We start from the raw sequence: 26,076 nt of genomic DNA on the forward strand, positions 1-26,076 counted from the left end.
GCGTGAGCCAGCTCGGCGCAACCATCACCAAGGAAGGTATCCGCTTCGCCGCATGGTCCTCGTCGGCTCGGCGCATCTGGGTCTCGATCTTCGACGAGCGCGGCAACCGCGAGATCGACCGGCTTGAACTCCAGCCCGAGGGCGACGGCGTGCATACGCTTTTTGTTGCCGGTCTCGCCGCCGGCACCCGATACGGGTTCCGCGCCGACGGCGACTACGCGCCGGAACACGGTCTCTGGTTCGATCCCGACAAGCTGCTGGCCGATCCCTATGCCGTCGAGATCGACAGGCCCTATGCCTATGACGGCCGGCTGGCCGCGCGCCGGGGCGAGGCGGCCGACACGGCGTCGCTGATGCCGAAGGCCATTGCTGGCGCCTTGCCGGAACCCTTGCCTGCCTTGCCGCCTCTGTTTCGGTCCGGCGGCCTCATCTACGAAGTGCCGGTACGCGCCTTCACAAAGCTGCATCCGGACATTCCCGAGAAGCAACGCGGCACCATTGCAGCGCTCGCTCATCCCCTTGTTGTCGAGCATCTGCAAAAACTCGGCGTCGCAGCCATTGAGTTGATGCCGGTGACTGCATCGATCGACGAACGGCATTTACCGCCGCTCGGTCTGCGCAACGCCTGGGGTTATAATCCCGTGACCTTCATGGCGCTCGATCCGCGACTGGCGCCCGGCGGTCTGGCCGAGTTGCGCGCCACGGTTGCCGCGCTGCGTGAGGCCGGCATCGGCGCCATCCTCGACCTGGTGTTCAACCACACCGGCGAAAGCGACCGGCTCGGCCCGACATTGTCGCTGCGCGGGCTCGACAACCGCGCCTACTACGGGCACGAGGCCGACGGCGCTCTGGTCAATGACACCGGAACCGGCAATACGCTCGCCTGCGATCATCCCGTCGTCCGGGAAATGGTCCTCGACGCACTTCGTCACTTTGCCCAGCACGCCGGTGTCGACGGATTCCGCTTTGATCTGGCGCCGATCCTCGGCCGCGTCGACGGCGTTTTCGACGCTGATGCGCCGCTGCTGAACGCCATTCGCAACGACCCTGTTCTTGGCGACCGGGTGCTGGTCGCCGAGCCCTGGGACATCGGACCGGATGGCTATCAGCTCGGCAATTTTCCGCCGCCCTTCCTCGAATGGAACGACAGATACCGTGACGATATCCGCCGCTTCTGGCGCGGCGACGGCGGCATGATCGGCGCGCTGGCGACGCGGCTTGCCGGTTCGTCCGACGTCTTTTCCAAAGCAGGCCAGACAACGAGCCGCAGCGTCAATTTCATCGCTGCGCATGACGGCATGACGCTGGCCGATATCGTTGCCTATGAGCACAAGCACAACGAGGCCAATGGCGAACAGAACCGCGATGGTCACGACGACAACCTGTCCTGGAACAATGGCGTCGAGGGCAAGGCCGACGACCGCGCAATCGTTACGGCCCGTTTCGATGACCAGCGCGCGCTGCTGGCGACGCTCTTTGCCTCGCGCGGCACGATCATGCTGACGGCCGGCGACGAGTTCGGCCGCACGCAACGCGGCAACAACAACGCCTACGCGCAGGACAATGACATCACCTGGCTCGACTGGGCCGGGCGCGACCAGGCGCTTGAGCAGTACACCGTTCTGCTCGCCAAGATGCGTCGTGCCGTGCCGGCGCTTTTGGACGCAAGCCTTCTCACCGGCGAGCCAGCGGCCGGCTCGGAAATGCCAGACGTTGCCTGGCTGACTGAAACCGGCGTGACGCTCGACGAGGCAGCCTGGCACGATGCCACGCGGCACCGGCTGGTCATGGTTCTCGCTAGCGATCGGGACAGTCGTCTTGCAGTGATCATCAATGGCGACCGCCGGGCCTGCATGTTCACGCTGCCGGAACGGGCGGGTTTTCATTGGCGCCCAGCCATCGAAACGGATAGTGGCGATATCTCACGGCCGGTGCCTGGGCGAACGGTCATATTCATGATCGAACGCAGGACCGCGCAGGCGGGCGCAGAGGAGAGCCATGATGGCTGACAATGCCGAATGGTGGCGCGGCTGCGTCATCTACCAGATCTACCCGCGTTCCTTCCAGGACACGACAGGCGACGGCAGCGGCGATCTCAACGGCATCACCTCGAGGCTGGCCCATGTCGCATCGCTTGGTGTCGACGCAGTTTGGCTGTCGCCTTTCTTCAAGTCGCCAATGGCCGACATGGGCTACGACGTTTCGGATTACTGCGCCGTCGATCCGATGTTCGGCACATCAGAGGATTTCGACGCGCTGATTGCAGAGGCGCATCGACTCGGCCTGAAGGTGATCATCGACCAGGTCTTGTCGCATTCGTCGGATCGGCACGAATGGTTCGTCGAAAGCCGCACGAGCCGCGACAACCCCAAGGCCGACTGGTACGTCTGGGCCGATGCGAAGCCCGACGGCACCGCCCCTAACAACTGGCTGTCGCTTTTCGGCGGCCCGGCCTGGGAATGGGACGCAACGCGCAGGCAATATTACCTCCACAATTTCCTCGCCTCGCAGCCGGACCTTAATTTCCACAATCCGCAGGTGCAGGACGCCTTGCTGGAAACGGTGCGGTTCTGGCTCGAGCGCGGCGTCGACGGGTTTCGGCTGGACACGGTCAACTACTATGTCCACGACCGCTGGCTGCGCAGCAACCCGCCTTTGGCGGAAAGCGTCGCCGGCGTCAATACGGCAACCAGCACCTATCTTTACCAGGAGCATCTGTTCGACAAGAGCCAGCCGGAAAACCTGGCTTTCCTCAGGCGCTTCCGGGCCTTGCTTGACGAATATGAAGGCCGCGCCGCGGTCGGCGAGATTGGCGACGAAACCCGTTCGTTGCAGACACTCGCCGCCTATACCGGCGGTGGCGACAAGCTCCAAATGTCCTACACCTTCGACCTGCTCGGCCCGCAATTCTCGGCGGCGCATGTGCGTGGCTGTGTCGAGGCCTTCGAGAGTACGGTGTTCGACGGCTGGGTTTGCTGGGCATTTTCCAACCACGATGTCGTGCGCCATGTCAGCCGCTGGGCAAGGCAGGGCGGCGCGCCGGACAAGCTGGCGAAATTCTCGATTGTGCTGCTTTCCTGCCTGCGCGGATCAATCTGCCTCTACCAGGGCGAGGAGCTCGGGCTGGAGGAGGCCGAACTGGCCTTCGAGGATTTGCGCGATCCTTTCGGCGTCCGCTTCTGGCCGGCAATCAAGGGGCGGGATGGGTGCCGAACGCCGATGGTCTGGGAGGCTAGCGTCGACAATGCCGGCTTTTCGACCGGCAAGCCGTGGCTTCCAATCCCGGCAAGCCATCGCGCCCGGGCGGTCGACGTCCAGTACGGCGAGCAAACGTCCGTCCTGGCGAGCTACCGGGCGATGCTGGCCTTGCGCAAGCAGCATCCGGCGCTGGTTCGAGGCTCGATCCGGTTCCTCGATGCCGAAGGCGACGTCCTTGCTTTCGTTCGAGAAGGCGGTGACGAAAAGCTGCTCTGCGTCTTCAATTTCGCCGACGAGTTGGCCGACTGGCAATTGCCGCCAGATCTGGATGCGATAGAACCGATAGATCTTGGCGGTGCTGACGGGGTTTTGCAGGAAAGAACTCTGTCGCTGCCGCCGCTAGGCTGCTTCCTCGGCCGGATCGGCTGATCTCTATTTCATCATCTCATTGAACGAGCACGGAGCGCCCGCAAGTCGCGCCGACAACCCGGACATCGGCCTCGCCGACATGCACACCAAGCGCCGCAAGCACGTTATAGACCAGTGTGTCGACAGGCGCCGTCACGCCGTTCAGAACCGTTACCACCGCCGGCTTCACCGTTCCGAGCAGGGCCGTCACGTCCAGCCCGAGGCCCAGTGCATTGACCGAGAGCGAGAGGCCGCTGACCAGCGATGTCGTGAGTGATTGCGTCAGGTTTTTTGTGGCGACAGTTTTTATCGTCTTGTTGGCGATATCGGTGCTGTCGAAGGTCAATGTGGTCGGATCGTTGTTGGTGATGGCAAGTGATGAAGAACCCTTCACATCGAGCAGATTGAGGGTGAGCAGCAGAAGCTTCACGCTTACCTGTGCAATCGTGGCATCGGAGAACGATTGCGGATTGCTGAAATCGGCGAAGGCCGATGGGTTGTTGTCGGCGTCGCTGGCGGCAAGGTGCAGCGAGGCCACACCGGGCTGCGCGGCGATCGAGACCTTGATGCTATCCGGCCGGCCCGTCGGGCAGCTGATGTCGGTTAGCTTGGCTTCCGCATAGGCGACTTCGACATGCAGAGGCAGGTTGACGGACAGCAGACTGATGCCGCCGCCGAGACTGGAATTGCCGATGCCGACTGTGGTGACCAGCTTGATGCGCGTCTGCGCGGTGCGCACCACGGTGCCTTTTTCCCCGACGGCCAGCCAGGGTGAATATTGCATCGGTTCACCGATAGCGATGGCGAGCGTGGTGGAGGTAAGTCCCGGAATAGTGGCGCCGAGATCGACCTGGACCTGGTTTGAGCCATTGGCCAGCGAGGCGGCGGCACCCAGCATGCCCATCGCGCTTGCGTCGACGGAAAAGCCGGGAGACTTTTGTCCGAGGCCGAGCCTACCGATCGAGCCAAGATCGATAAGATGACTGAGGGGTATCTTGACCGCGTTGGTGGCCCTAGATGCGATCGTCTGCAGCACAAGTTTGCTGGCGCTGCCCGACCCGGACGCATTGGCCATGGCGGTCGCGATCTGGCCTACCGTCGCTTTTGACGCCAGCACGTCGGAATAGCTGACACCTGTTAGTTGCAACTGTACGGCAAGGGCATCGACGAACGAAAGCACGTTGACATCGGCCGAGATCAGGGCGTTGTAGTCCATGACGCTGAGCGAGATGTTGGCGCCCAGCAGCTTGCTGAGAAGCGCGTTGAGGATGCCGCCATTGACGCTGAGCAACCTGGACCCGACCGAGAACATCGCTTGGGGGGTCACGCTGGCAATGGCTTCGGTGCCGACAACCGGGGTAGGGATGAGCGAACTGGCGAAATACCGGGCGGGGATTTTTTGCAGAGTGACGCGAACGGCGTTGTAAGGCGTTTTACCCGCTTCGAAGCGCTTGTCGACTTCGACGGAGGACGCCGCTGAGTATCGGCCGCCGGTGACGGACACGACGGTTTTCCCAACCGTGGGAACGATTGTCTCACCCGGCTTTTGAACAATGATGCCGGGCATTCGGTTGTCACTGAGCGTGGTTACCGCCGCGGCTTCCATATTGTTGATGTTCGACGCCGCGGTGATCGCCGCCAGATCGGTCATCGCCTGGGCTTCCCTGCGCTCCGTGTAGATCGAACCTTCGTCGACAGCGAAGGCCGCCAGCCCCAGCGCGAATGGCGCTATCAGCGCCGTCATGACGGCAAAGTTCGCCTTCTCGTCGCCAACCATCGAGCGAGCGATCCGGCCGATGCCCCTCAGCAAGAACTGCGACATTTCAAATGCCTCCAATCCTTATGGTAGACCTGCGTGAGATCGTGGTTTGGGGCATCGCAACGCTTGGTAACAGGTTCCAGATCGGCAGGTTGCTGGCATCGTACTGGATCGACACGACGAACTGATTTCCGTCGGCCGTGCTGTCCGTCGCCTGATAGGTCAGCTTGCCGGAATCGACGAACGGGTATCCACTGGCATTGTTTTTGACGAAACCGGCCACCAGCGCCTGGCGCTCGGTTTGATTCAATCCGGCAATTGCAGTGCGGGCGGCATCGGCGGCGATCTGCTGCAAGGAGTTGCTTGCACCAAAATAGATACCATATGCAACCATTCCGAGTATGAGCAGGATAAAGACCGGTGAAAGCAGGGCGAATTCGACCGCGGAAGTTCCCGACTCATCTCCAATTTTGCGTAGATTTGTCCTTATTTGGCGCGATATTTTACGCTTTAATGCGACAGTATTACTGTCTATCTTGTTCATTGCCCTTGCCCGTTGGACCATAAGGTCGATCTGCCGAACCCATCGAAATTTGTAACCCTTGGTTGCCTAAGAACCAATTAATACATTCCGGTAAACTGAAATGATCGGCCAGATTATTTCCCAGATCGGCGTTCTAGCCAGGAAACCCAGCCAAACTCATGGTTTCGATCATTGATTGGCCGCTCGCAAAGCGACTGCCCCGGCCCCCTTACTTTGGGTGACCCCGAGAGTCTGTTGAAATAAAAAATCTCCACGTTACTGTTTGGCCACCAGCTGCCGGAAAGGGAACCGGCTGCGCGCTCGAAAGGAACCAATCAATCGGTTTCGGGGCGTCAACACTTAGAGACGTGGCTGAAGGGCGACGTCATTAGGGAGAACTCCATGCTGAAACATGTGCTGAAGGCGACGGTACTCGCCACGACCATGGTCTTGGCCGCCGGTACGTTCTACACGCCGGCTTTCGCCGAAACCGTCTACAACCGCGGAGCCGCCGCCGAAGCGGAGACGCTCGATCCGCACAAGACCTCGACGGTCTACGAAGCCGATATCATACGCGACCTGTTCCAGGGCCTCGTCATGCATGACCAGAAGACGAATCTCATTCCGGGCGCCGCCGAAAGCTGGACGGTGTCCGACGACGGCACTGTCTACACCTTCAAGTTGCGCAAGGACGGCCTCTGGTCGGATGGCAGCCCGGTGACGCCGGACGACTTCGTTTATTCGTTCCGTCGGCTGGAAGATCCGGCCACCGCTGCCGAATACGCTTCCATGCTCTATCCAGTGAAGGGTGCCGAGGAAGTCAACACCAAGAAGGGCAAGCCGGAGGAAATGGGCGTCAAGGCGATTGACGCAAATACCCTCGAAGTCACGCTCAAGGCGCCAACGCCTTACTTCCTGGAGATGCTGACCCATCAGGCGACCTATCCGGTTAATAAGGCGTCTATCGAAAAGCTTGGCGCCGACTGGATCAAGGCAGGCAAGCTGGTCTCCAACGGGGCCTTTACAGCGGCGGAGTGGATTCCCAACGACCATCTGAAGCTGGTCAAGAATCCGAAATTCTGGGACGCCGCGAGCGTCAAGTTCGACGTGGTCAACTACATCCCGACCGAGGATCGCTCGTCGGCGATGAAGCGCTTCGAGGCCGGCGAACTCGACAGTTACGGTGACCTGCCGACCGAACAGCTCGCCGACCTCAGGGCCAAATTCGGCGACCAGGTCCGTGTCGGGCCATATCTCGGCACCTACTATTATGCGATCAAGACCGACAAGGCGCCGTGGGCCAATGTCGAACTGCGCAACGCCATCTCGATGGCGATCGATCGCGACTTCCTCGCCGAAAAAGTCTGGCAGAATTCGATGCTGCCCGGCTATTCTATGGTGCCTCCGGGCATCGAGGGCTACACGCCGGCACTGGCCAAATACGCCGACATGTCGCAGATCGACCGCGAGGATGAAGCCAAGAAAATCCTGGAAAAGCTCGGCTATACGCCCGAGCATCCGTTGAAGATGGAAATCCGCTACAACACCTCGGAAAACCACAAGAACACCGCTGTCGCCATCCAGGAACAGCTGAAGCCGCTTGGCGTCGAGGTCAGCCTGCTCAACACCGATACCAAGACCCACTACTCGTTCCTCGAGCAGAAGGGCGACTATGACGTCGCGCGTGCCGCCTGGATTGCGGATTACAAGGATCCGGAAACCTTCCTTGGCATCTCCCGCAAGGCCAGTGGCAACAACTATTCCATCTACAACAGCCCGAAATACGAAGAGGCCATGGACAAGGCCGCCGCCGCCGGTGGCAAGCCCGAAGAGCGTATGAAGGAACTCGCCAAGGCCGAGCGCATCCTCGTCGATGAGGTCGGCAACATTCCGATCCTCTACTATAGCTATCACGACATCGTTTCCTCGAAGCTGCATGGCTTCGACGACAATGTGATGGACATCCATCCGTCCCGCTTCATCAGCAAGGACTGACCCTTAGCCAGGCCGCCGCGCACCTCAATGCCCGGCGGCGCTGGTTTGCCATCGCATCGGCCCGGGAACCGGATTCGATTTTCGACAATGTCGGTGCGAAGATTTGAAGGCTAGAGCGCAATCGTCCAGCTGGACGCGCGCTGCTCTGGATCAAGCGGGGCATCGATGCTGCGTTACGTATTTCGGCGGCTGCTGACCGCCATCCCGACGCTATTCGTCATCGTGACCATAGCGTTCTTCCTGATACGCGTCGCACCGGGCGGACCGTTCAACCAGGAGCGGGGCCTGAGCCCCGAGATCAGAGCTAATCTCGAAGCCCAGTTCGGCCTCAACGACCCGCTCTGGCTGCAGTACCTCCATTATCTAGGCAATCTTCTGCGCGGCAATTTCGGCCCCAGCTACAACATGCCGGATTTCACCGTCGGCGAGCTGTTCAGGGAAGGCCTGCCGATCTCGATCCAACTCGGCGCTTCGGCGCTCGTTCTGGCGCTGCTCCTCGGCAGCGTGCTCGGCACTGTTGCCGCGCTCAACCAGAACAAGCTTGCCGACTATTCGGTGATCGCGCTGGCGACCGCCGGCAGTACCATACCGACCTTCGTCATCGCCCCGGTAATCCAGCTTGTATTCGGATTGACCTGGAAGCTGCTGCCGATCGGTGGCTGGGGCGATGGAGCCCTCATCAACAAGGTCGGCCCGGTGCTGACGCTCGCTCTGCCGCAGATCGCCATCGTCGCCCGCCTGATGCGCGGCTCGATGATCGAATCGCTGCACTCGCATCACATCCGCACCGCGCGCGCGCTCGGCCTGTCCGACTGGTCAGTCGTCGTCAAGCATGCGTTGCGCGGCGCCATCCTGCCGATCGTCTCCTTCACCGGTCCGGCAGCCGCAGCCCTTCTCACAGGCTCGATCATCGTCGAGACCATCTTTTCTATCCCGGGCATCGGCCGCCATTTTGTCGGTGCCGCGCTCAACCGCGACTACACTCTGGTGATGGGGACGGTGGTGGTCATCGCGCTCTTCACCATCGTTTTCAACCTGATCGTCGACGTCCTCTATGGTGTCGTCGATCCGAGGGTGCGCTATGACTGATATCGCAGTTGCCGCACCGGTCGTCGGCCGATCCCTGTGGGGGGACGCCTGGGCACGCCTCAAGGCCAATCGCGCGGCCATGTTCAGTCTCTATTATCTTGCCTTCATCGCCGTCATCAGCGTGTTTGGGCCCTATTTCGTGCCGCACCAATACACAACCATCTATGCCGACTATGTCCGGACGCCGCCGAGCTTCTCCGCCTATCCGAAGGCCGACATGATCGAAGGCGCTCTCGATGAGGCGATCAGGCGTATGCGCGTCGACATCAAGGAGTGGCGGCAGGAGGGCAGCCGTGTGTTCGTTACCGTCAGATCGTCCAAGCCGATCGACGACCGCAACATTCGCTACCTTGATCGTTCCGATACCTTTGATGACACAAAGATCGAGAGCAAATCGCCGGACGGTCTCGAAATGGTGATGAGTGCCTCGATCAAGCAGCAATATTTCCTGTTCGGCACCGACAATACCGGCCGCGATCTCCTGTCCCGAACGCTGATGGCCGGGCGCATATCGCTGGCCATCGGCCTGCTTGCCGGCATTGTGGCCGTGGTCATCGGCGTGCTCTACGGCGCCACCGCCGGCCTTGCCGGCGGCAGAGTCGACGAGGTGATGATGCGTATCGTCGACGTGCTCTATTCTTTGCCGTTCATCTTCTTCGTCATTATGCTGGTGGTGTTTTTCGGCAGGAATTTCGTGCTGATGTTCCTGGCCGTCGGCGCCGTGCTGTGGCTCGACATGGCGCGCATCGTGCGCGGACAGGCGCTGTCGATCCGCCGGCAAGAATATGTCCAGGCGGCGGAGGCGATGGGCGTCAGGCAGCGCGGCATTCTGCTGCGCCACGTGATCCCCAATTTGCTCGGGCCGGTGGTGATCTACATGACGCTGCTGGTGCCGCAGGTCATCATCCTGGAGAGTTTTTTGTCGTTCCTCGGGCTCGGCGTCCAGGAGCCGATGACCAGCTGGGGCGTGCTGATCTCGGTCGGCGCCCAGAACATCGGCTCGGCCAACTGGCTGCTTTTGTTCCCGGCCTTCTTTCTCGTCTCCACGCTGTTCGCGCTGAATTTCGTCGGCGATGGGCTGCGCGACGCGCTCGACCCGAAGGATCGTTGAGATGGCTGCTTCCGAAACCATCCTCAGCGTCAAGGACCTTCGCGTCCGCTTCCGCACCCTCGACGGTGTGGTGGAGGCGGTGAAGGGCATCAACATCCACGTCAAATCAGGCGAAACCGTCGCCGTCGTCGGCGAATCCGGTTCCGGCAAGAGCCAGACGATGATGGCGGCGATGAGCCTGCTCGCCTCGAACGGCGAAGCCACCGGCACCGTCGATTATCGCGGCCGCAATCTTTTGACCTTGAGCAAGCCCGAGCTCAACAAGATCCGCGGCCGCAAGATCAGCATGATCTTCCAGGAGCCGATGACTTCGCTCGACCCGCTCTATTCGATCGGCAACCAGTTGATTGAACCGATCCGCAAGCATCGTGGACTTGGCGCCGCCGAAGCACGCGAGGAGGCGCTCAAGTTGCTGCGGCTGGTCCATATTCCCGATCCGGAGCGGCGGATGAACTCCTATCCGCACGAGTTGTCGGGCGGTCAGCGCCAGCGCGTCATGATCGCCATGGCGCTGGCCAACGACCCCGACATACTGATCGCTGACGAGCCGACGACCGCGCTCGACGTGACCATCCAGGCGCAGATCCTCATGCTGCTCGCCGAACTGCAGCGTAAGCTCGGCATGGCGATCGTCTTCATCACTCACGATCTCGGCATCGTCAGGCGCTTTGCCGATCGGGTCTATGTGATGCGCTATGGCGAGGTCGTCGAGGAGGGCGAGGCGGAAGCGATCTTCGCCAACCCGCAGCACGCCTATACCAAGATGCTGCTCGCCGCCGAACCGACCGGCACCAAGGCGCCGCCGCCTCCGGATGCCCCTGTCCTGCTTGAAGGCAGGAACGTCGAGGTGACCTTCAAGATCGGCGGCGGATTTCTTGGCGGAGAACCGCTGATATTGCGCGCTGTCGATCGCATTTCGATCCAGCTGAGGCGTAACCAGACCATCGGCATCGTCGGCGAATCCGGCTCGGGAAAATCGACGCTCGGCCGCGCCTTGCTGCGGCTCCTGCCCAGCGACGGCATCATCCGGCTTGGCGACCGCGACATTTCCCACGCCGACCGGCAGGCGATGCGGCCGCTGCGGCGCGAATTGCAGCTGGTTTTCCAGGATCCATTCGGCTCGCTATCGCCACGCATGACCGTCGGCCAGATCATCACCGAGGGGCTCCTGGTCCACGAGCCCAATCTGTCGGGCAGGCAGCGCGATCTCCGCGCCGTCGACGCCTTGCTCGAAGTCGGGCTCGACCCCAATACGCGCAACCGCTATCCGCATGAATTCTCCGGCGGCCAGCGGCAGCGCATCGCCATTGCGCGCGCCATGATCCTCAAGCCGAAAGTGGTGGTGCTGGACGAGCCGACCTCGGCGCTGGACCGCTCGGTGCAGAAGCAGATCGTCGAATTGCTGCGCAAGCTGCAAGCCGACCACGAGCTGTCCTATCTGTTCATCAGCCACGATCTCGCCGTCGTGCGCGCCATGGCCGACTACATTATCGTCATGAAGCAGGGCAAGATCGTCGAGGAGGGACCGGCCGAGGCGATCTTCAGCAACCCGCAGGCCACCTACACACAGACGCTGATGGCCGCGGCCATCGACGTGACGCGATTTCGCCTGAGCGCATAGCGCGATTGGTCAGAACTGCGGCGGATGGTGGTCGTTTCGGGAACAAGAACAGCTAAGCCGCTGTTTTTTCTGGTCGGAGTGGCAGGATTTGAACCTGCGACCCCATCGTCCCGAACGATGTGCGCTACCAGGCTGCGCTACACTCCGTGACCAGACCGCGGGCTTATAGCCGCCGCGTTTGGTTACTGCAAGCGCCAATGGCAGCGCTTCGGTCGCATTTCTTTCGCTTTAGCCGCCACGTCATACAGGTTTCAGTTTCCTGTCGCACAAACACGGCTTAAAGGGGCTTCTGGGTAATCGTCCACTTGCCTCGAAGCACCTGATTCAGCCGCCTGGAGTTTGCAGCCTTGTCGATGAAGATCGTTAGCGATGTCAGACCAAACACTTTTGAGTTTGAAACCTCGGCGCTGATCAAGCCGTCCGGGTTTCGCGAATATGATGCGCGCTGGTGGTTCGGCCATCCCGGCTCGAACGAGCCGCCGGAACTCAATCTGATCGGCGTCCAGGCGCTCGGCATGGGGCTCGGCACGCTGATCCGCCGCCTGGGTGCCGGACCCGACATCGTCACCGGTCACGATTTCCGCTCTTATTCGCTTGCCATCAAGCTGGCGTTGGTTTCCGGGCTGATGGCGGCCGGCGCACGGGTCAAGGATGTCGGGCTTGCCCTGTCGCCGATGGCTTATTTCGCCCAGTTCGCGCTCGACACGCCCTCCGTCGCCATGGTCACTGCCTCGCATAACGAGAATGGCTGGACCGGCGTCAAGATGGGCGCGGCGCGCCCGCTGACTTTTGGTCCGGAGGAGATGAGCGCGTTGAAGGCGATAGTGCTCTCAGGCGATTTCGACCTTGTCGGTGGTGGCTCCTATGACTTCGTTGCGGATTTCCGCAAAACCTACCTTGACGATCTGACAGCGGGCAAGCGTATCTCCAGGAAGCTCAAGGTGGTAGCCGCCTGCGGCAACGGCACCGCCGGGGCTTTCGCTCCCGAGGCACTGGAAAGGATCGGCTGCGAGGTGATCCCGCTCGACGTCGAGCTCGATCATACGTTTCCCAACTACAATCCCAACCCCGAAGACATGCAGATGCTGCACGCCATTCGCGACAAGGTGCTGGAAACGGGCGCCGATGTCGGGCTCGGTTTCGACGGCGACGGCGATCGCTGCGGCGTGGTCGACAATGAAGGCAACGAGATCTTCGCCGACAAGGTCGGCGTCATGCTGGCGCGCGACATCTCGCACCTCTACCCAGGCTCGACTTTCGTCGTCGACGTCAAGTCGACCGGATTGTTCATGACGGACAAGGTGCTGCGGGAAAATGGCGCGGTCACCGACTATTGGAAAACCGGTCACTCCTATATCAAACGGCGCGTCGCCGAACTCGGCGCCGCCGCCGGTTTCGAAAAATCGGGCCATTTCTTCTTCAATCCGCCGATCGGCCGCGGCTATGACGATGGCCTGGTAACGGCCATCGCCATATGCCAGATGCTGGATCGCAGCCCGCAAAGCAGCATGGCCGACCTCTATCGCGATCTGCCGCTAACCTTCGGCACGCCGACCATGTCGCCACACTGCGCCGACGAGCTCAAATACGGCGTCGTCGAGCGCGTCGTAGGCGACTTTCGCAAGATGAAGGACGAGGGCGCGGTCTTCGCCGGCCAGAAGATAGCCGAACTGATCACCGTCAACGGCGTCAGGGTCGTGGCGGAGGATAGTACCTGGGGGCTGGTGCGGGCATCATCGAACAAGCCGGAGCTTGTGGTGGTGGTCGAAAGCCCGGTATCGTCCGAGCGGCGGCGGCAGATGTTCGAAGCCGTCGACGGGGTGCTGCGCCGCAGCCCGGAAGTCGGCGCCTACAATCAGACCTTTTGAACGCGGGGCTTGTTTTCATGACCGAACGGATCGTCAGTTTTGTGATGAGCGGCGGCGTCGGCTCGCGGCTGTGGCCGCTGTCGCGCGAGGACAATCCCAAGCAGTTCCATGATTTCTCCGGCGACGGCTCGATGCTGGCCAAGACGCTGCGGCGGCTGACCGCGCGGCCGGAGGGCGAAACGCCGGTTTTCCTGATTGCGTCGGAAAGGCATGCCGACCGCGTTCATGCCGACATTGCTGGTCACGAGCTTTCCGGCGGCGGCCCGCTGTTCGAGCCGACCGGGCGCAACACTGCCGCGGCCGTCGCTTTGGCAAGCCTGCGCACCTTGTCGGAATTCGGCGACAGCCTGGTGCTGGTGGTGCCGTCCGACCATGAGATTGCGACCGCGCAGCAATTCTGGCGGAGCGTCGAGGCCGGCACGGCGGCGGCGCGCGAAGGCAGGCTGGTGGTGTTCGGCATCAAGCCCGCCCAACCCGAGACCGGGTATGGCTACATCGAGGTGGCCGGCGAGCGCGATGGTATCTGCGATGTCTCGCGTTTCGTCGAAAAACCCGATCTCGCCACCGCGCAGAGCTATCTCGAGGCCGGCAATTTCTACTGGAACACCGGCATCTTCCTGTTTCGCGCCAGTGCCATGCGCGACGCGTTCATGGCTTTCCAGCCAGACATCTGGAGCGCCACAGAGGCTGCCTACCAAGCTGCGACATCGGACCTTTCCGGCCTCTACATGCCTCTGGAGCTCTATGCCGCCATCCCATCGACATCGATCGACTATGCGATCATGGAGCGCGCCAGCGGCATCGCCATGGTGCCGGCCGGCTTTCGCTGGAACGATCTCGGCTCCTGGCAATCGCTGCTCGACGTCGGCCCCTCCGACACCCAGGGCAATGTCATCGTCGGCGACGTCGTCGCCATCGATTGCGAGAACTCCTATATCCGCAGCGACGGCCGCCTGCTGTCGGCCATAGGCCTGAAGGACGTCGCCATCGTGTCGACCGCCGACGCCACTTTCGTCGCTCCGGTCAGCCACAGCCAGAACGTCAAGAAGATCGTCGAGCAGCTCGAAAAGAGCGGTCGCCTGGAGACCAGGTTCACGCCCGCCGACGATCGAGTCATCGAAAGCGGCGCCTGGCAGCGCCGCGTTCACCATTGGCTGTTCGAGGAGACGGTGCCGTTATGGTCGACGGTCGGCGTCGACGAGCGCCATGGCGGGTTCCACGAGGCGCTCGGTTTCGATGCCGCCCCGCTGATGAAACCAAAACGCATGCGCACTCAGGCCAGGCAGATTTACGCCTTCGCGGTCGCCAAGGCGCGCGGCTGGAACGGCCCGGCCGATCGGCTGATCAGCCACGGCCTCGAATTCATGGCCAGGCACGGCCGCACCGACAATGGCGGCTGGGTACGCACGCTCAACATCGACGGCACTGTCGCCGACGCCGCCGAGGATGCCTATGACCATTCCTGCGTGCTCCTGGCGCTGGCGCATGCCCATATGTGCGGCAATCCCGATGCGTTGCGGCTTGGCGAGGAGACCTTTGCGTTCATCGACGCGCATCTCGAGGACGAACGCCTGACCGGCTTCCGCGAGACCTCGAGCGGCGAGGGCGAGCGCCGCTCCAACCCGCACATGCATCTGCTCGAGGCATTCCTGGCCTGGCATCAGGCGACGGGCGAGCGCGCCTATCTTCGCCGCGCCGCGCGCATCGTCGATCTGTTTCGCAGCCATTTCTTCGACCCGGAAAGCTGGACGCTGGGTGAGTATTTCGACAATGAATGGCGGCCGGCCCCTGGTGAGAAGGGCACGTGGACCGAACCCGGCCATCATTTCGAATGGGCCTCGCTGCTGGTCGACTTCGCCGGGCGCAGCGGCCAGAGCGGCTTGACCGGCCTTGCCCGGAAGCTTTACGCGTCGGCAATTGCCAATGGCCTCAACCGCGCCACAGGCCTCGCCTACGGCGCGGTCTCGCGGCAAGGGCTGCCGCTCGACCGCGTCTCGCGCAGTTGGCCGCAGGCCGAAGCGATCAAGGCGGCGATCGCGCTGGATGGTTCGGGCGGTCCCGACCTGAAGCCGGAAATCGAGGCGCGTGTCGGCCGGCTGTTCCGCTGGCACATCAATCCGGCACCGCTCGGCCTGTGGATCGACCGCATTGACGAGCGTGGCCGCTCGCTGGCAAGCGAGGTGCCGGCCAGCATCTTCTATCATCTGGTCTGCGCGTTGACCCAGTATCTGGATGGCACCGCCCGCAAGGATCAGTATGGGCTGGCGACGTCCCCCGTCTCGACATAGACCGACTTCAGCTGCGAATAGAGTGCCAGTGCCGCGAGCGAATTCTCGCGGCCGACGCCGGACTGCTTGAAGCCGCCGAACGGGATTTCGACCGGCGTCAGATTATAGGCGTTGATCCAGCAGGTGCCGGCCTGCAATTCGGCGATGACGCGGTGGGCGCGCGCCAGATCGCGGGTGAACACGCCAGCGGCGAGGCCGAATTCGGTATCGTTGGCGCGCTCGATCACCTCGTCCTCGCTGTCGAATTTCAGCACGCTCATGACTGGCCCGAAAATCTCCTCGCGCGCGATGCGCATCGTGTCTGCGACACCGGTGAACACCGTCGGCTCGACGAAGAAGCCGCCCTGGAAGCCCTGCAACGCCGGCACGTTGCCGCCGCAGGCGAGCACCGCGCCATCCTGTTTGCCCGCTTCGATGTAAGAGACCACCTTGTCATGCTGCGCCTTGGAGACCAGCGGCCCCATCTGCGTGTCCGGATCGAGCGGATCGCCGATGCGGATTTTCTTGGTCCGCTCGGTCAGCCTGTCGACGAAACGGTCATGGATGCTGCTCTGCACGAACACCCGCGTGCCATTGGAGCAGATCTGGCCGGTCGAATAGAAATTGCCGAGCATCGCGCCGCCGATGGCGTTTTCGAGGTCGGCGTCTTCGAAGACGATCAGCGGCGACTTGCCGCCGAGCTCCATCGTCGCGTGCTTCATCTTCGAGCCGGCGAGCGACAGCACCTTGCGGCCGGTCGGCACGGAGCCGGTCACCGAGACCTTGGCGACGACCTCATGGCCGACAAGGCCGGCGCCGACATCGCCAAAACCTTGCACGACGTTGAACAGGCCGTCGGGCAGGCCGGCCTCGGTATAGATTTCGGCGAGCGCCAGTGCTGAAAGCGGCGTGTTTTCCGAGGGCTTGAACACCATCGCATTGCCCATGGCGAGGGCGGGTGCGGATTTCCAGCCGGCGATCTGGATCGGGTAATTCCAGGCGCCGATGCCGACGCAGACGCCGAGCGCCTCGCGCCTGGTATAGGCAAAGGGTCCGCCGAGATCGACGGCCTCGCCATTAAAGGCGGCGACCGCGCCGCCGAAATATTCCAGGCAGTCGGCCGCCGACGGGGCGTCCGCAACCAGCGTCTCCTGGATAGGCTTACCGGTATCCAGCGTCTCGATGCGCGCCAGATCGGCATTGCGCGCGCGCAAGATGTCGGCGGCGCGGCGCAGGATGCGGCCGCGTTCGACCGGCTTCAGCCGCGCCCAGGCCGGTTGTGCCGCACGCGCCGCCTCGATCGCGAGCTCCAGCACGTTCGGCGTCGCCGAGCGCAGCATGGCGATGGTCTCGCCGGTTGCAGGATAGATTACCTGCAGCGGCGCGCCGCGCTCGTCGTCGATGTAACGGCCGTTGACATAGTGCGATGCCGTTGGCTGGGCGCGCATGACTGTTCTCCAAATCGTCTTTTCGCGGCATGCGGAATATGCGTCCGCCGGATCATGGCCTATCTGTCCGACGCCTGCCAGCGCGGATTGATCCATGGTTCCTGGTTGGACGGTGGCAGCGGCGTGCGCCCGAGAATGTGGTCGGCGGCCTTCTCGCCGGTCATGATCGATGGCGCGTTGAGATTGCCGTTGGTGACGCGTGGAAAGATCGAGGAATCGGCGACCCGCAGCCCTTCGACGCCGATGACGCGGCATTCCGGATCGACGACGCTCATCGCATCATCGGCACGGCCCATCTTGCAGGTGCCGCAAGGGTGGTAGGCGCTTTCGGCGTGGTCGCGAATGAAGGCGTCGAGCTCCTCATCCGATTGCACATGCGAACCCGGCGACAGTTCCTTGCCGCGGTACGGATCGAAGGCCGCTTGCCCGAAGATCTCGCGGGTCAGCCGGATGCAGTGGCGGAACTCCGTCCAGTCATCCGGATGCGACATGTAGTTGAAGCGGATCACCGGCTTCGATCTGGGATCGGGCGAGCGCAGCGTGACCGAACCGCGCGACTTCGACCGCATCGGCCCGACATGCGCCTGGAAACCATGCGCCTTCGCCGCCGCCTTGCCGTCATAGCGGACCGCGGCCGGGATGAAGTGATATTGGATATCGGGATAATCAACGCCGGCGCGCGAGCGCACGAAGGCGGCCGCCTCGAAATGATTGGTGGCGCCGAGGCCGGACTTGAAGAACAGCCATTGTGCCCCGATCAGCGCCTTCGAAAACGGGTTCAGCACCGAGTTCAGCGTGATCGGCTTCGTCGATTCCTGCTGGATGTAGAGTTCCATATGGTCCTGCAGATTGCGACCGACTCCGGGCCGGTCGGCGATCACCGGAATGCCGTTCTCCCTAAGGTGCTGGCCGGGGCCGATGCCGGACAGCATCAGGATCTTGGGCGAGTTGATCGAGGACGCGGCAACGATCACCTCGCGCCGCGCTCTGACCACCTGAATCCGTTTGCGCACTTCGATCTCGACGCCGGTGGCGCGTTGATTCTCGATGATTACCCGCCGGGCGAAACCCTTGACCAGGCTGACATTTTTCCGCCTCAGCGCCGGCCTCAGATAAGCGCTCGCCGCGGACCAGCGACGGCCGCCGCGAATGGTCTGCTCCATCGGCCCAAAGCCTTCCTGCTTCGCGCCGTTATAGTCGTCGGTCAGCTCGAAGCCGGCCTGACGGCCTGCCTCGACGAAGGCGCCATAGAGTGGGTTCGTCCTCGAGCCGCGCTGCACAGTCAGCGGGCCGCCATGGCCGCGCCAGCCATCCTCGCCGCCTGCGCTGTCCTCCATGCGCTTGAAATAGGGGAGCACGTCGGCAAAGCCCCAGCCGGCCGCGCCCTGTTCGGCCCAGTAGTCGAAGTCGCGGGCATGGCCGCGCACATAGACCATGCCGTTGATCGACGACGAGCCGCCGATCACCTTGCCGCGCGGCGTCGCCAGCACGCGGCCACCGAGGTGCGGCTCCGGCTCGCTGACAAAGCCCCAGTCGTAGAGGCTCATATTGAGCGGGATCGACAACGCCGACGGCATCTGGATCAGCGGCCCGATATCGCTGCCGCCATATTCGATGACGATCACCGAATGCTTGCCGTCCTCCGACAGCCGGTAGGCCATGGCCGAACCGGCCGAGCCGGAGCCGATAATGACGAAATCCGCTTCAAGCATGGTTCATGTGCGCCCATGGTTCATATGCGCAATGAAATCGGCGAGTGAGACGTTGCCGCCGGTTGCCATTACGAGAACGGTCTTGCCGGTCACGTCGACCTTGCCGCCGAGCAGTGCCGCGAGCGAAGCAGCGCCCGAAGGCTCGAGCACCAGCTTCAGCCGCTCGAAAGCGATGCGCATCGCGCGGCGCACCGACGCATCGTCGACGGTGGCACCGCGAACGCCGGCGGCCTTCACCGCTGCGAACGGCGCGTCGCCGGGCCGCCGCGACATCAGCCCGTCGCAGATCGATTTCGGCCCGATCGGCATGGTTTCGATGGCGCCATGCGCCAACGACGAGCCCATGCCGTCAAAACCTTCCGGCTCCACGCCGATGATCTTCGTGGCTGGCGACAGGTAGTGGAAGGCCAGCGAAACACCGCCGATCAGGCCGCCGCCGCCGACCGAGCAGAACAAGAGATCGGCCTCGGCTTGCCTGGCGGCGAGCTGGTCGAGTGCCTCCAGTCCGGCACCGGCCTGGCCGGCGACGATCTCCGGATCGTCGAACGGGTGCAGCAGCGCCAGGCCTTCGTTCGCGGCGATCTCGCGCGCCTTGGCGGCGGCGACTTCCTCACGCGCGCGCTCGCCATGGTCGGTCAGCACCACACGCGCGCCATAGCCCGACGTGGCATCGCGTTTGGCGGCAGGCGCGTCGATCGGCATGACGATGGTTACGGGAATGCCAAGCGCCTGGCCTGCCGCTGCCAGCCCTTGCGCGAAATTGCCGGAGGAATAGGCGACGACGCCCATTTTGGCTTCGTCGGGCGACAGCCGCTTCAGCCGCCAATAGGCGCCGCGCACCTTGAACGATCCGGCCCATTGCAGCGACTCGGCCTTGACGAAGACGCGGGCGGCGCCGGCCTCGCGCGCGAGTGCCGCCGATTCCAGCAGCGGCGTGACCTGCGTCGCCTTCGAGGTGACGGCATAGGCCTGCCTGAGATGGTCGAGCGAGGGGACGAGACTATCTGCCATCATTCGCCTCGCGGAAAGCGCTTCTGCTCTTCGAGCAGGTCGAGGTTCATGTGGTTGCGCATGTAGCGCTCCGATGCTTTCTGCAGCGGCTGGAATTCCCAAGGGTAATGGGTGCCGTTGCGCAGCGCCGGGTAGACCACCCAGCGGCGTGCCTGGCTGGCACGCACCGCGGCATCGAACGCCGCCATGTCCCAGCGCGCCCGCACCTTGTCGGTGAAAGCGGCCACCAAAGCTGCATTGGCCGGATCGGCGGCGAGGTTGGTCAATTCCCGCGGATCCGATTCAAGATCAAACAGTTGCGGCGGGTCGATCTCGCAATGGATGAATTTGTAGCGGCCCTCGCGCATCGCCACCATCGGCGCATTGGAGCCTTCGGCCGCATATTCCATCAGCACCGGCGCGGAGCGTTTCTTTCCGTTCAGCAGCGGCAGCAGCGACTGGCCGTCGGTCCACGGCGCAATCGCGCTGATGTCGATGCCGGCGAGATCGCAAAGCGTCGGCGTCACGTCGAGGTTGGAGACCTGCGTGTCGATCAGGCCGGCGGCAATGCTCTTGCCGGCGATCATCAGCGGCACCCGCGCCGAACCCTCGAAAAAGCACATCTTGAACCACAGCCCGCGCTCGCCGAGCATGTCGCCATGGTCCGAGCAGAACAGGATGATCGTGTCGTCGAGCATGCGCGTCGTCTCGAGCACCGACAGCAGCTCGCCGAGCTTGTCGTCGAGATAGGAGATATTGGCGAAATAGCCGCGCCGCGCGCGGCGTATCTGCTCAGTGGTGATGTCGAAGCTGTCATAGTCGCTGGCGCGGTAGAGCCGCTGCGAATGCGGGTCCTGCCTGTCGTAAGGAATGAAGCCGACCTCAGGCTCGAGCGCCGGGCAATCCTCGTAGAGGTCCCAGTAACGCCGGCGTGCGACGTAGGGATCGTGCGGATGGGTGAAGGAAACCGTCAAGCACCAGGGCCGATGTGCGGCATCGTCGGAGACGCGGGCAAAATCGTAAAGCTTCTGCACCGCATGGAAGGCGACCTCGTCGTCATATTCCAGCTGGTTCGTGATCTCGGCAGTACCGGCGCCGCTCACCGAGCCGAGATTGTGATACCACCAGTCGATCCGCTCGCCGGGCTTGCGATAGTCCGGCGTCCAGCCGAAATCGGCCGGATAGATGTCGGTGGTCAGCCGCTCCTCGAAACCGTGCAATTGGTCCGGGCCGACGAAATGCATCTTGCCGGAGAGGCAGGTGTGATAGCCGGCAGCGCGCAGATGATGGGCAAAGGTCGGGATCGAAGACGCGAATTCGGCGGCGTTGTCGTAGACCCCGGTGCGCGACGGCAACTGGCCGCTCATGAATGCGGCGCGGCCCGGCGCGCAGAGCGGCGAGGCGGTGTAATTGTTGCAAAAACGCGCCGAACGTGTGGCCAGCGCCTTCAGATGCGGCGCGTGCAGGAACTCCGCCGGCCCATCCGGAAACAGCGTTCCGTTGAGCTGATCGACCATCACGATCAGGATGTTGGGTCGCTTGGATGTCACTGCTTCTGCCGTCCGCTGAGCTTCGTTTCGAGATAGTCCTCGACCAGTGCAATCGCGGTCGCGGCATCGGGGACGCCGTCCTTCAGCGCGCGCCTGATATAGAGCCCGTCGATCAGTGCCGCCGTCGCTTCGGCGACCCGGTCGGCCTCGCTTCTCGGCAGGATGCCGGTCAGCCCGCTGAGCAGATTGGAATGCAGCCGCCGCGCATAGACCTTGAGCAGCCGGCGAAGTGCTGCCGATTTCTGCGCTTCGACATAAAAGGCGAGCCAGGCGGCGATCGTTTCGGGCTGGAACTGGATGTCGGAGAAATTGACCGCGACCACTGCCGAGACGCGCTGGCGCGCCGTGCCGGCCGCGCGAAGTGCACGGCGTGTATCGGCGGTGAGCTCGCTCAGGATGTGCCGCATCGTCGCCAACAGCAATTCGTCCTTGGCGCCGAAATAATGGTGGGCAAGCGCCGAGGACACGCCGGCGCGCCCGGCGATTTCCGACATCGTCACATCAAGCGAACCGCGCTCGCCGATCGCCGAGATCGTTGCGTCGATGAGCGCCCTGCGGCGCAACGGCTCCATTCCGAGTTTCGGCATTCTTGCTCCGGTCTTGTCATGGCGAAGATTATTTTTTATTGACGCATCAATCAACAAAAATCCAGCCTGATTTGCTGGCAAAAGCCAGGCACTATGACCAGATATCAAGATCAAGCGATTGTGCGGTTCTGGCCCCTTCACGACGCCGGCGGAACGGTTCATGCTTGAACAATGCTGAGGCGCGCCGCAGTATCGCGTAGCCCAGTCCACAGGATGGAGATCGCCATGACAGCATGCATCGTCGGTTGGGCGCATTCGCGCTTCGGCAAGCTCGAAGGCGAGACGCTGGAGGGCCTGATCACCAAGGTGGCAGTCGAGGCGCTCGACCATGCCGGCATCGGTCCAGATGACGTCGACGAGATCGTGCTCGGCCACTTCAACGCCGGGTTTTCCGCCCAGGATTTCACCGCGAGCCTGGTCCTCCAGGCCGACGACCGGCTGCGCTTCAAGCCGGCGACCCGCGTCGAGAACGCCTGCGCCACCGGCTCGGCGGCGGTCAGGCAAGGCATCCGCGCCATCGACGCCAATGCCGCCCGTATCGTGCTGGTGGTCGGCGCCGAGCAGATGACGACGACGCCCGGTCCGGAGATCGGCAAGAACCTGCTCAAGGCCTCATATCTGCCGGAGGACGGTGACACGCCGGCAGGCTTCGCCGGCGTCTTCGGCAAGATCGCCCAAGCCTATTTCCAGCGCTACGGCGACCAGTCGGATGCGCTGGCGATGATCGCCGCCAAGAACCACAAGAACGGCGTCGACAATCCCTACGCGCAGATGCGCAAGGATTTCGGCTACGAGTTCTGCCGGCAGGAAAGCGAAAAAAACCCCTTCGTCGCCGGTCCGCTGAAGCGCACAGACTGCTCGCTGGTGTCGGACGGTGCCGCCGCGCTTGTCCTTGCCGACACGGCCACGGCGCTGAAGATGCGCCGCGCGGTCGCTTTCCGCGCCAATGAGCATGTGCAGGATTTCCTGCAGATGTCGAAGCGCGACATCCTCGCCTTCGAAGGCTGCGAGCAGGCCTGGAACCAGGCGTTGAAGAAGGCGGGCGTGACGCTCGGCGACCTGTCCTTCGTCGAGACGCACGACTGTTTCACCATCGCCGAACTGATCGAGTATGAGGCGATGGGCCTGGCAAAGCCGGGCGAGGGCGCCAAGCTGGCCTTGGATGGCGAGACGGCGAAAGATGGAAGGCTGCCGGTCAATCCGTCGGGCGGGCTGAAGGCCAAGGGCCATCCGATCGGCGCCACCGGTGTATCGATGCATGTGCTGAGCGCCATGCAGCTCGTCGGCGAGGCGGGCGGCATCCAGGTGCCGGGAGCAAAGCTCGGCGGCATCTTCAACATGGGCGGCGCCGCGGTCGCCAACTACGTTTCCATTCTCGACCGGATCAGATAAAAGCGGCCCCGCATTACAGCGCCGCGCGACCGTTCGGGAGCGCAAAGGACGCTGTAACACTTTGATTTTGCGCATGATCCTTTTCGAAATGGATTCCGATTTTCGAGATCATGCGCTAGCGGGGAATTCATGACAAATCCGGTTCTGGTCGAAGTCTTGCGCGGCGCAATCGTCGAGAGCGCGCATCGCGGCGCTGTTGCCGTCTTCGACGCTGCCGGCAAGCCTGTCTGGGAGATCGGCGACACGGCACAGCCGGTGTTCCCGCGTTCGGCGGTCAAGGCGATCCAGGCGTTGCCGCTGGTCGAGAGCGGCGCTGCCGATGTCTACGGCTTCGGTGACCGGGAGCTGGCGCTGGCCTGCGCCTCGCATTCCGGCGAGCCGCCACATGTTGAGCTCGCGCGCGCCATGCTGGCGAAGGCCGGCCTGGACGAGACGGCACTCGAATGCGGCGCGCATTGGCCGTCGAGCCATGGAGCGACGCTGGCGCTTGCCCGCGCCGGCAGCGTGCCGAACGCGCTGCACAACAATTGTTCCGGCAAGCACTCAGGCTTCCTATGCACCTGCGTTCACAGCGGCATCGCCCATCTTGGTTACGTCAAGGCTGGCCATGCTTTGCAGGAGATGGTGCGCGAAGCGATGGAGGCGGTGACCGGCGCTGCCCATGACGCCGATCACCGCGGCACCGACGGCTGCTCGATTCCGACCTATGCCGTGCCATTGCGCAGCTTTGCCCTTGGCTTTGCCCGCATGGCGACAGGTGCCGGCTTCGAGCCGGTGCGCGCCCGGGCGGCGAAGCGGCTGCTTTCTGCCTGCATGGCCGAGCCGTTTTTCGTCGCCGGCACGGGCAGGTCCGACGTCGCGATGATGGAGGCCGCCCCGGGTCGGATTTTCGTCAAGGGAGGCGCCGAAGGTGTTTTTTGCGCCGCCGTTCCGGAGCTTGGCCTTGGCATCGCGCTGAAATGCGACGATGGCGCCGGCCGCGCCGCTGAAGTGATGGTGGCGGCTGTGCTGGCAAAGCTTTTGCACGCCGACCACGCGCTCGCTGCGAAACTGATCGAACAGGCAAATCCGCCTATCGAAAGCCGGATCGGCGCCAAAGTCGGCGCGCTCCGGCCGACGGCCACCCTCAACTGACGTGGTTGCGCTCGACGGTCAGATGCGCATAGCCGGCATTGCCTGACGCGGCGAGGTCGCCGGTCACCGGCTCGGCCCAGCGCTGGCCGATGATTGCGCCGTTCTGGACCCCGTCGATGACATTGTCGGAAATGATTGCCGTTCCGGCACCTTCGACCACGGTGACGACGATACCGGTCCCCGCCTTGCGGATGATGTTTCCCATGGCGACCACATTGCGCATGAACGGTCCCCAGCCGATCTGCATGCCGTAGAGCGGCGCATTCTCGACGACATTACCGGAAACGGTGGTGTCTGCCTCGACGCTGATGCCGACGCCGAAGCCGGGCGCGTCGGCAGGGTAGGGGCCGCTGGTCGACAGATTGCGGACGATGTTGCCGGAGCAGACGCCCATGCGGCCGCCTTCGTTGAAATTGACGATCGAAATACCGTTCGCAGCGCCATCGACGATGTTATTGCCGATGACGGCACCTTCAAAGGAGAATTCGGAATACACGGCCGTTTCGCCCGAGCGCGAGCAGGTATTGCCGGTGATCTGCAAATTGCTGGCACTGTTGGCGCGGATCGCCGAAAACGCGCAGTCCGAAACAATATTGCCGGAGATGATGACATTGCCGGCGCGGAAGGCATTTATGCCATTGCCGTTCTGGCCGGTTCCGCCGCCGCGCGCCTGGATGCGTTCGATCCGGTTGCCGCTGACGATGGTGTTGTCTTCAGCCGCCTGCCAGCGGTGCACGAGGATGCCGCCATTGGCGCAGTCGGAGACGCTATTGCCTGATATTTCCAGGCCATCGGCCTCGACCGAATAGATGCCGGCATCGGCCGCACCGAAAATCTCCGAGCGCTCGATGCGGCCCGAGGCGTGTTCGAGCGCCAGACCGTTCTTGCCGCTGTCGGTAAGCTGGCAGTTGTCGACGACCAGATGGGCGATGCGGCGCAGATCGAGCAGGCCATGCGTGTAGTCGCCCATCCAGCGGTTGCTGCCGTCGAACACCAGCCCGCTGAGTTCGATATGCTCGGCCTGTTCGGCCATGATGAGATGGCCATTGCCGCCGTAGACGATCCGCGATGCGCCCGGCACGCCGGACAGGCGCACGCGGCCGGGCAGCGACAGGTTGGAAACGATATAGATCCCCGGCGGCAGGAACACCGGCATGTCGCGGTCGTGCGCGTCGCGCAGCAGCTTGGTGAAGGCCTTGCTCTGGTCGTCAAGCGCGCCGGGCCGGACGCCGAGCTCGCTTGCGTTGATCGCGCTACGCATCGCGGCTTTCTCGATGCCGGGCAGGTTTTTCGCCGCTGCCTTGCCGAGCGAAAGCCCCATGACGGCAAAGCCGGCGGTCTGCGCAAGCAGCGTTCGTCTGTTCAACATCGGCACAGATTCCTTGCGTTCAACGGTCGCGCCGCAGGATTCGTGCCAGACAGGA

At 63.0% G+C, this 26,076-nt stretch carries 18 protein-coding genes and 1 tRNA gene; 10 read left to right on the plus strand and 9 right to left on the minus strand.

Features of this window, described 5'->3' with window-relative positions:
* Nucleotides 1-2: 2 nt before the first annotated feature.
* Together glgX and bglA are read left to right on the plus strand one after the other, a co-directional pair.
* A complete protein-coding gene (glgX, locus tag NKI95_RS29460; protein WP_352721216.1) occupies nucleotides 3-2,009 on the plus strand; it encodes a glycogen debranching protein GlgX in 2,007 nt (668 codons plus the stop codon).
* Nucleotides 1,999-3,627, plus strand: coding sequence for a beta-galactosidase BglA (bglA, locus tag NKI95_RS29465; protein ID WP_352721217.1), 1,629 nt, complete (start codon nucleotides 1,999-2,001; stop codon nucleotides 3,625-3,627). Before glgX ends, bglA begins: the two co-directional genes overlap by 11 nt.
* A gap of 16 nt (nucleotides 3,628-3,643) precedes the next feature.
* Here the strand turns inward: bglA and NKI95_RS29470 are convergent, their stop codons facing one another.
* Nucleotides 3,644-5,428, minus strand: a complete 1,785-nt coding sequence (locus tag NKI95_RS29470) for a pilus assembly protein TadG-related protein (protein WP_352721219.1) — start codon at nucleotides 5,426-5,428, stop codon at nucleotides 3,644-3,646.
* 1 nt (nucleotide 5,429) lies between these two features.
* On the minus strand, nucleotides 5,430-5,909 hold the full coding sequence (locus tag NKI95_RS29475; RefSeq protein WP_352721220.1) for a TadE/TadG family type IV pilus assembly protein: 480 nt from the start codon (nucleotides 5,907-5,909) through the stop codon (nucleotides 5,430-5,432).
* Between the two features lie 381 nt (nucleotides 5,910-6,290).
* On the opposite strand from NKI95_RS29475, the gene NKI95_RS29480 reads away from it, so the two are divergent.
* The 4 genes from NKI95_RS29480 (at nucleotide 6,291) to NKI95_RS29495 (ending at nucleotide 11,704) form a co-directional block, all read left to right on the plus strand.
* Complete coding sequence (locus NKI95_RS29480; RefSeq protein WP_352721222.1) at nucleotides 6,291-7,883, plus strand: peptide ABC transporter substrate-binding protein; 1,593 nt, start codon at nucleotides 6,291-6,293, stop codon at nucleotides 7,881-7,883.
* 165 nt (nucleotides 7,884-8,048) lie between these two features.
* On the plus strand, nucleotides 8,049-8,972 hold the full coding sequence (locus NKI95_RS29485; protein ID WP_352721224.1) for an ABC transporter permease subunit: 924 nt from the start codon (nucleotides 8,049-8,051) through the stop codon (nucleotides 8,970-8,972).
* Complete coding sequence (locus NKI95_RS29490; RefSeq protein WP_352468531.1) at nucleotides 8,965-10,083, plus strand: ABC transporter permease; 1,119 nt, start codon at nucleotides 8,965-8,967, stop codon at nucleotides 10,081-10,083. The genes NKI95_RS29485 and NKI95_RS29490 overlap by 8 nt, the downstream gene beginning before the upstream one ends.
* Before the next feature lies 1 nt (nucleotide 10,084).
* A complete protein-coding gene (locus tag NKI95_RS29495) occupies nucleotides 10,085-11,704 on the plus strand; it encodes an ABC transporter ATP-binding protein (protein ID WP_352721226.1) in 1,620 nt (539 codons plus the stop codon).
* A 70-nt stretch (nucleotides 11,705-11,774) separates the two neighbouring features.
* Here the strand turns inward: NKI95_RS29495 and NKI95_RS29500 are convergent.
* A tRNA-Pro gene (locus NKI95_RS29500) sits at nucleotides 11,775-11,851 on the minus strand.
* 206 nt (nucleotides 11,852-12,057) lie between these two features.
* On the opposite strand from NKI95_RS29500, the gene NKI95_RS29505 reads away from it, so the two are divergent.
* Both NKI95_RS29505 and NKI95_RS29510 read left to right on the plus strand, forming a co-directional pair.
* Nucleotides 12,058-13,572 (plus strand): phosphomannomutase/phosphoglucomutase, encoded by a 1,515-nt coding sequence (locus NKI95_RS29505; protein WP_502909276.1) that lies wholly within the window; start codon nucleotides 12,058-12,060, stop codon nucleotides 13,570-13,572.
* Between the two features lie 17 nt (nucleotides 13,573-13,589).
* Nucleotides 13,590-15,860, plus strand: a complete 2,271-nt coding sequence (locus NKI95_RS29510) for an AGE family epimerase/isomerase (protein ID WP_352721228.1) — start codon at nucleotides 13,590-13,592, stop codon at nucleotides 15,858-15,860.
* On the opposite strand, the gene betB is transcribed toward NKI95_RS29510, so the two are convergent.
* From betB to betI, 5 genes are read right to left on the minus strand one after another with little or no spacing between them, the layout of a single operon-like run.
* Entirely contained in the window at nucleotides 15,824-17,287 is a 1,464-nt protein-coding gene (gene betB, locus NKI95_RS29515) for a betaine-aldehyde dehydrogenase (RefSeq protein ID WP_352721230.1), read from the minus strand. The genes NKI95_RS29510 and betB overlap by 37 nt on opposite strands.
* Before the next feature lie 59 nt (nucleotides 17,288-17,346).
* Nucleotides 17,347-18,999 (minus strand): choline dehydrogenase, encoded by a 1,653-nt coding sequence (gene betA / locus NKI95_RS29520; protein WP_352721231.1) that lies wholly within the window; start codon nucleotides 18,997-18,999, stop codon nucleotides 17,347-17,349.
* A gap of 3 nt (nucleotides 19,000-19,002) precedes the next feature.
* Entirely contained in the window at nucleotides 19,003-20,010 is a 1,008-nt protein-coding gene (locus NKI95_RS29525) for a pyridoxal-phosphate dependent enzyme (RefSeq protein ID WP_502909275.1), read from the minus strand.
* A complete protein-coding gene (betC, locus tag NKI95_RS29530) occupies nucleotides 20,010-21,539 on the minus strand; it encodes a choline-sulfatase (protein WP_352721235.1) in 1,530 nt (509 codons plus the stop codon). Before betC ends, NKI95_RS29525 begins: the two co-directional genes overlap by 1 nt.
* Nucleotides 21,536-22,126, minus strand: coding sequence for a choline-binding transcriptional repressor BetI (betI, locus tag NKI95_RS29535; protein ID WP_352721237.1), 591 nt, complete (start codon nucleotides 22,124-22,126; stop codon nucleotides 21,536-21,538). Before betI ends, betC begins: the two co-directional genes overlap by 4 nt.
* Before the next feature lie 225 nt (nucleotides 22,127-22,351).
* On the opposite strand from betI, the gene NKI95_RS29540 reads away from it, so the two are divergent.
* Nucleotides 22,352-23,518, plus strand: coding sequence for an acetyl-CoA acetyltransferase (locus NKI95_RS29540; RefSeq protein WP_352721239.1), 1,167 nt, complete (start codon nucleotides 22,352-22,354; stop codon nucleotides 23,516-23,518).
* A gap of 129 nt (nucleotides 23,519-23,647) precedes the next feature.
* A complete protein-coding gene (locus NKI95_RS29545) occupies nucleotides 23,648-24,652 on the plus strand; it encodes an asparaginase (protein WP_352721240.1) in 1,005 nt (334 codons plus the stop codon).
* On the opposite strand, the gene NKI95_RS29550 is transcribed toward NKI95_RS29545, so the two are convergent.
* Nucleotides 24,645-26,021, minus strand: coding sequence for a TIGR03808 family TAT-translocated repetitive protein (locus NKI95_RS29550; RefSeq protein WP_352721242.1), 1,377 nt, complete (start codon nucleotides 26,019-26,021; stop codon nucleotides 24,645-24,647). The two genes, NKI95_RS29545 and NKI95_RS29550, sit on opposite strands and share 8 nt — an antisense overlap.
* Nucleotides 26,022-26,076: the final 55 nt, after the last annotated feature.

The sequence above is a fragment of the Mesorhizobium sp. M0306 genome, assembly GCF_040321655.1.
GTDB lineage: Bacteria > Pseudomonadota > Alphaproteobacteria > Rhizobiales > Rhizobiaceae > Mesorhizobium.

Coding starts and splice junctions, on each gene's coding strand:
- betA (WP_352721231.1), bottom strand. CDS start 18,999: ATGCTTGAAGCGGATTTCGTCATTATCGGCTCCGGCTCGGCCGGTTCG.
- NKI95_RS29495 (WP_352721226.1), top strand. CDS start 10,085: ATGGCTGCTTCCGAAACCATCCTCAGCGTCAAGGACCTTCGCGTCCGC.
- NKI95_RS29550 (WP_352721242.1), bottom strand. CDS start 26,021: ATGTTGAACAGACGAACGCTGCTTGCGCAGACCGCCGGCTTTGCCGTC.
- NKI95_RS29480 (WP_352721222.1), top strand. CDS start 6,291: ATGCTGAAACATGTGCTGAAGGCGACGGTACTCGCCACGACCATGGTC.
- NKI95_RS29490 (WP_352468531.1), top strand. CDS start 8,965: ATGACTGATATCGCAGTTGCCGCACCGGTCGTCGGCCGATCCCTGTGG.
- betI (WP_352721237.1), bottom strand. CDS start 22,126: ATGCCGAAACTCGGAATGGAGCCGTTGCGCCGCAGGGCGCTCATCGAC.
- NKI95_RS29485 (WP_352721224.1), top strand. CDS start 8,049: ATGCTGCGTTACGTATTTCGGCGGCTGCTGACCGCCATCCCGACGCTA.
- NKI95_RS29510 (WP_352721228.1), top strand. CDS start 13,590: ATGACCGAACGGATCGTCAGTTTTGTGATGAGCGGCGGCGTCGGCTCG.
- bglA (WP_352721217.1), top strand. CDS start 1,999: ATGATGGCTGACAATGCCGAATGGTGGCGCGGCTGCGTCATCTACCAG.
- NKI95_RS29470 (WP_352721219.1), bottom strand. CDS start 5,428: ATGTCGCAGTTCTTGCTGAGGGGCATCGGCCGGATCGCTCGCTCGATG.
- NKI95_RS29525 (WP_502909275.1), bottom strand. CDS start 20,010: ATGGCAGATAGTCTCGTCCCCTCGCTCGACCATCTCAGGCAGGCCTAT.
- NKI95_RS29545 (WP_352721240.1), top strand. CDS start 23,648: ATGACAAATCCGGTTCTGGTCGAAGTCTTGCGCGGCGCAATCGTCGAG.
- betB (WP_352721230.1), bottom strand. CDS start 17,287: ATGCGCGCCCAGCCAACGGCATCGCACTATGTCAACGGCCGTTACATC.
- NKI95_RS29475 (WP_352721220.1), bottom strand. CDS start 5,909: ATGAACAAGATAGACAGTAATACTGTCGCATTAAAGCGTAAAATATCG.
- NKI95_RS29505 (WP_502909276.1), top strand. CDS start 12,058: ATGAAGATCGTTAGCGATGTCAGACCAAACACTTTTGAGTTTGAAACC.
- NKI95_RS29540 (WP_352721239.1), top strand. CDS start 22,352: ATGACAGCATGCATCGTCGGTTGGGCGCATTCGCGCTTCGGCAAGCTC.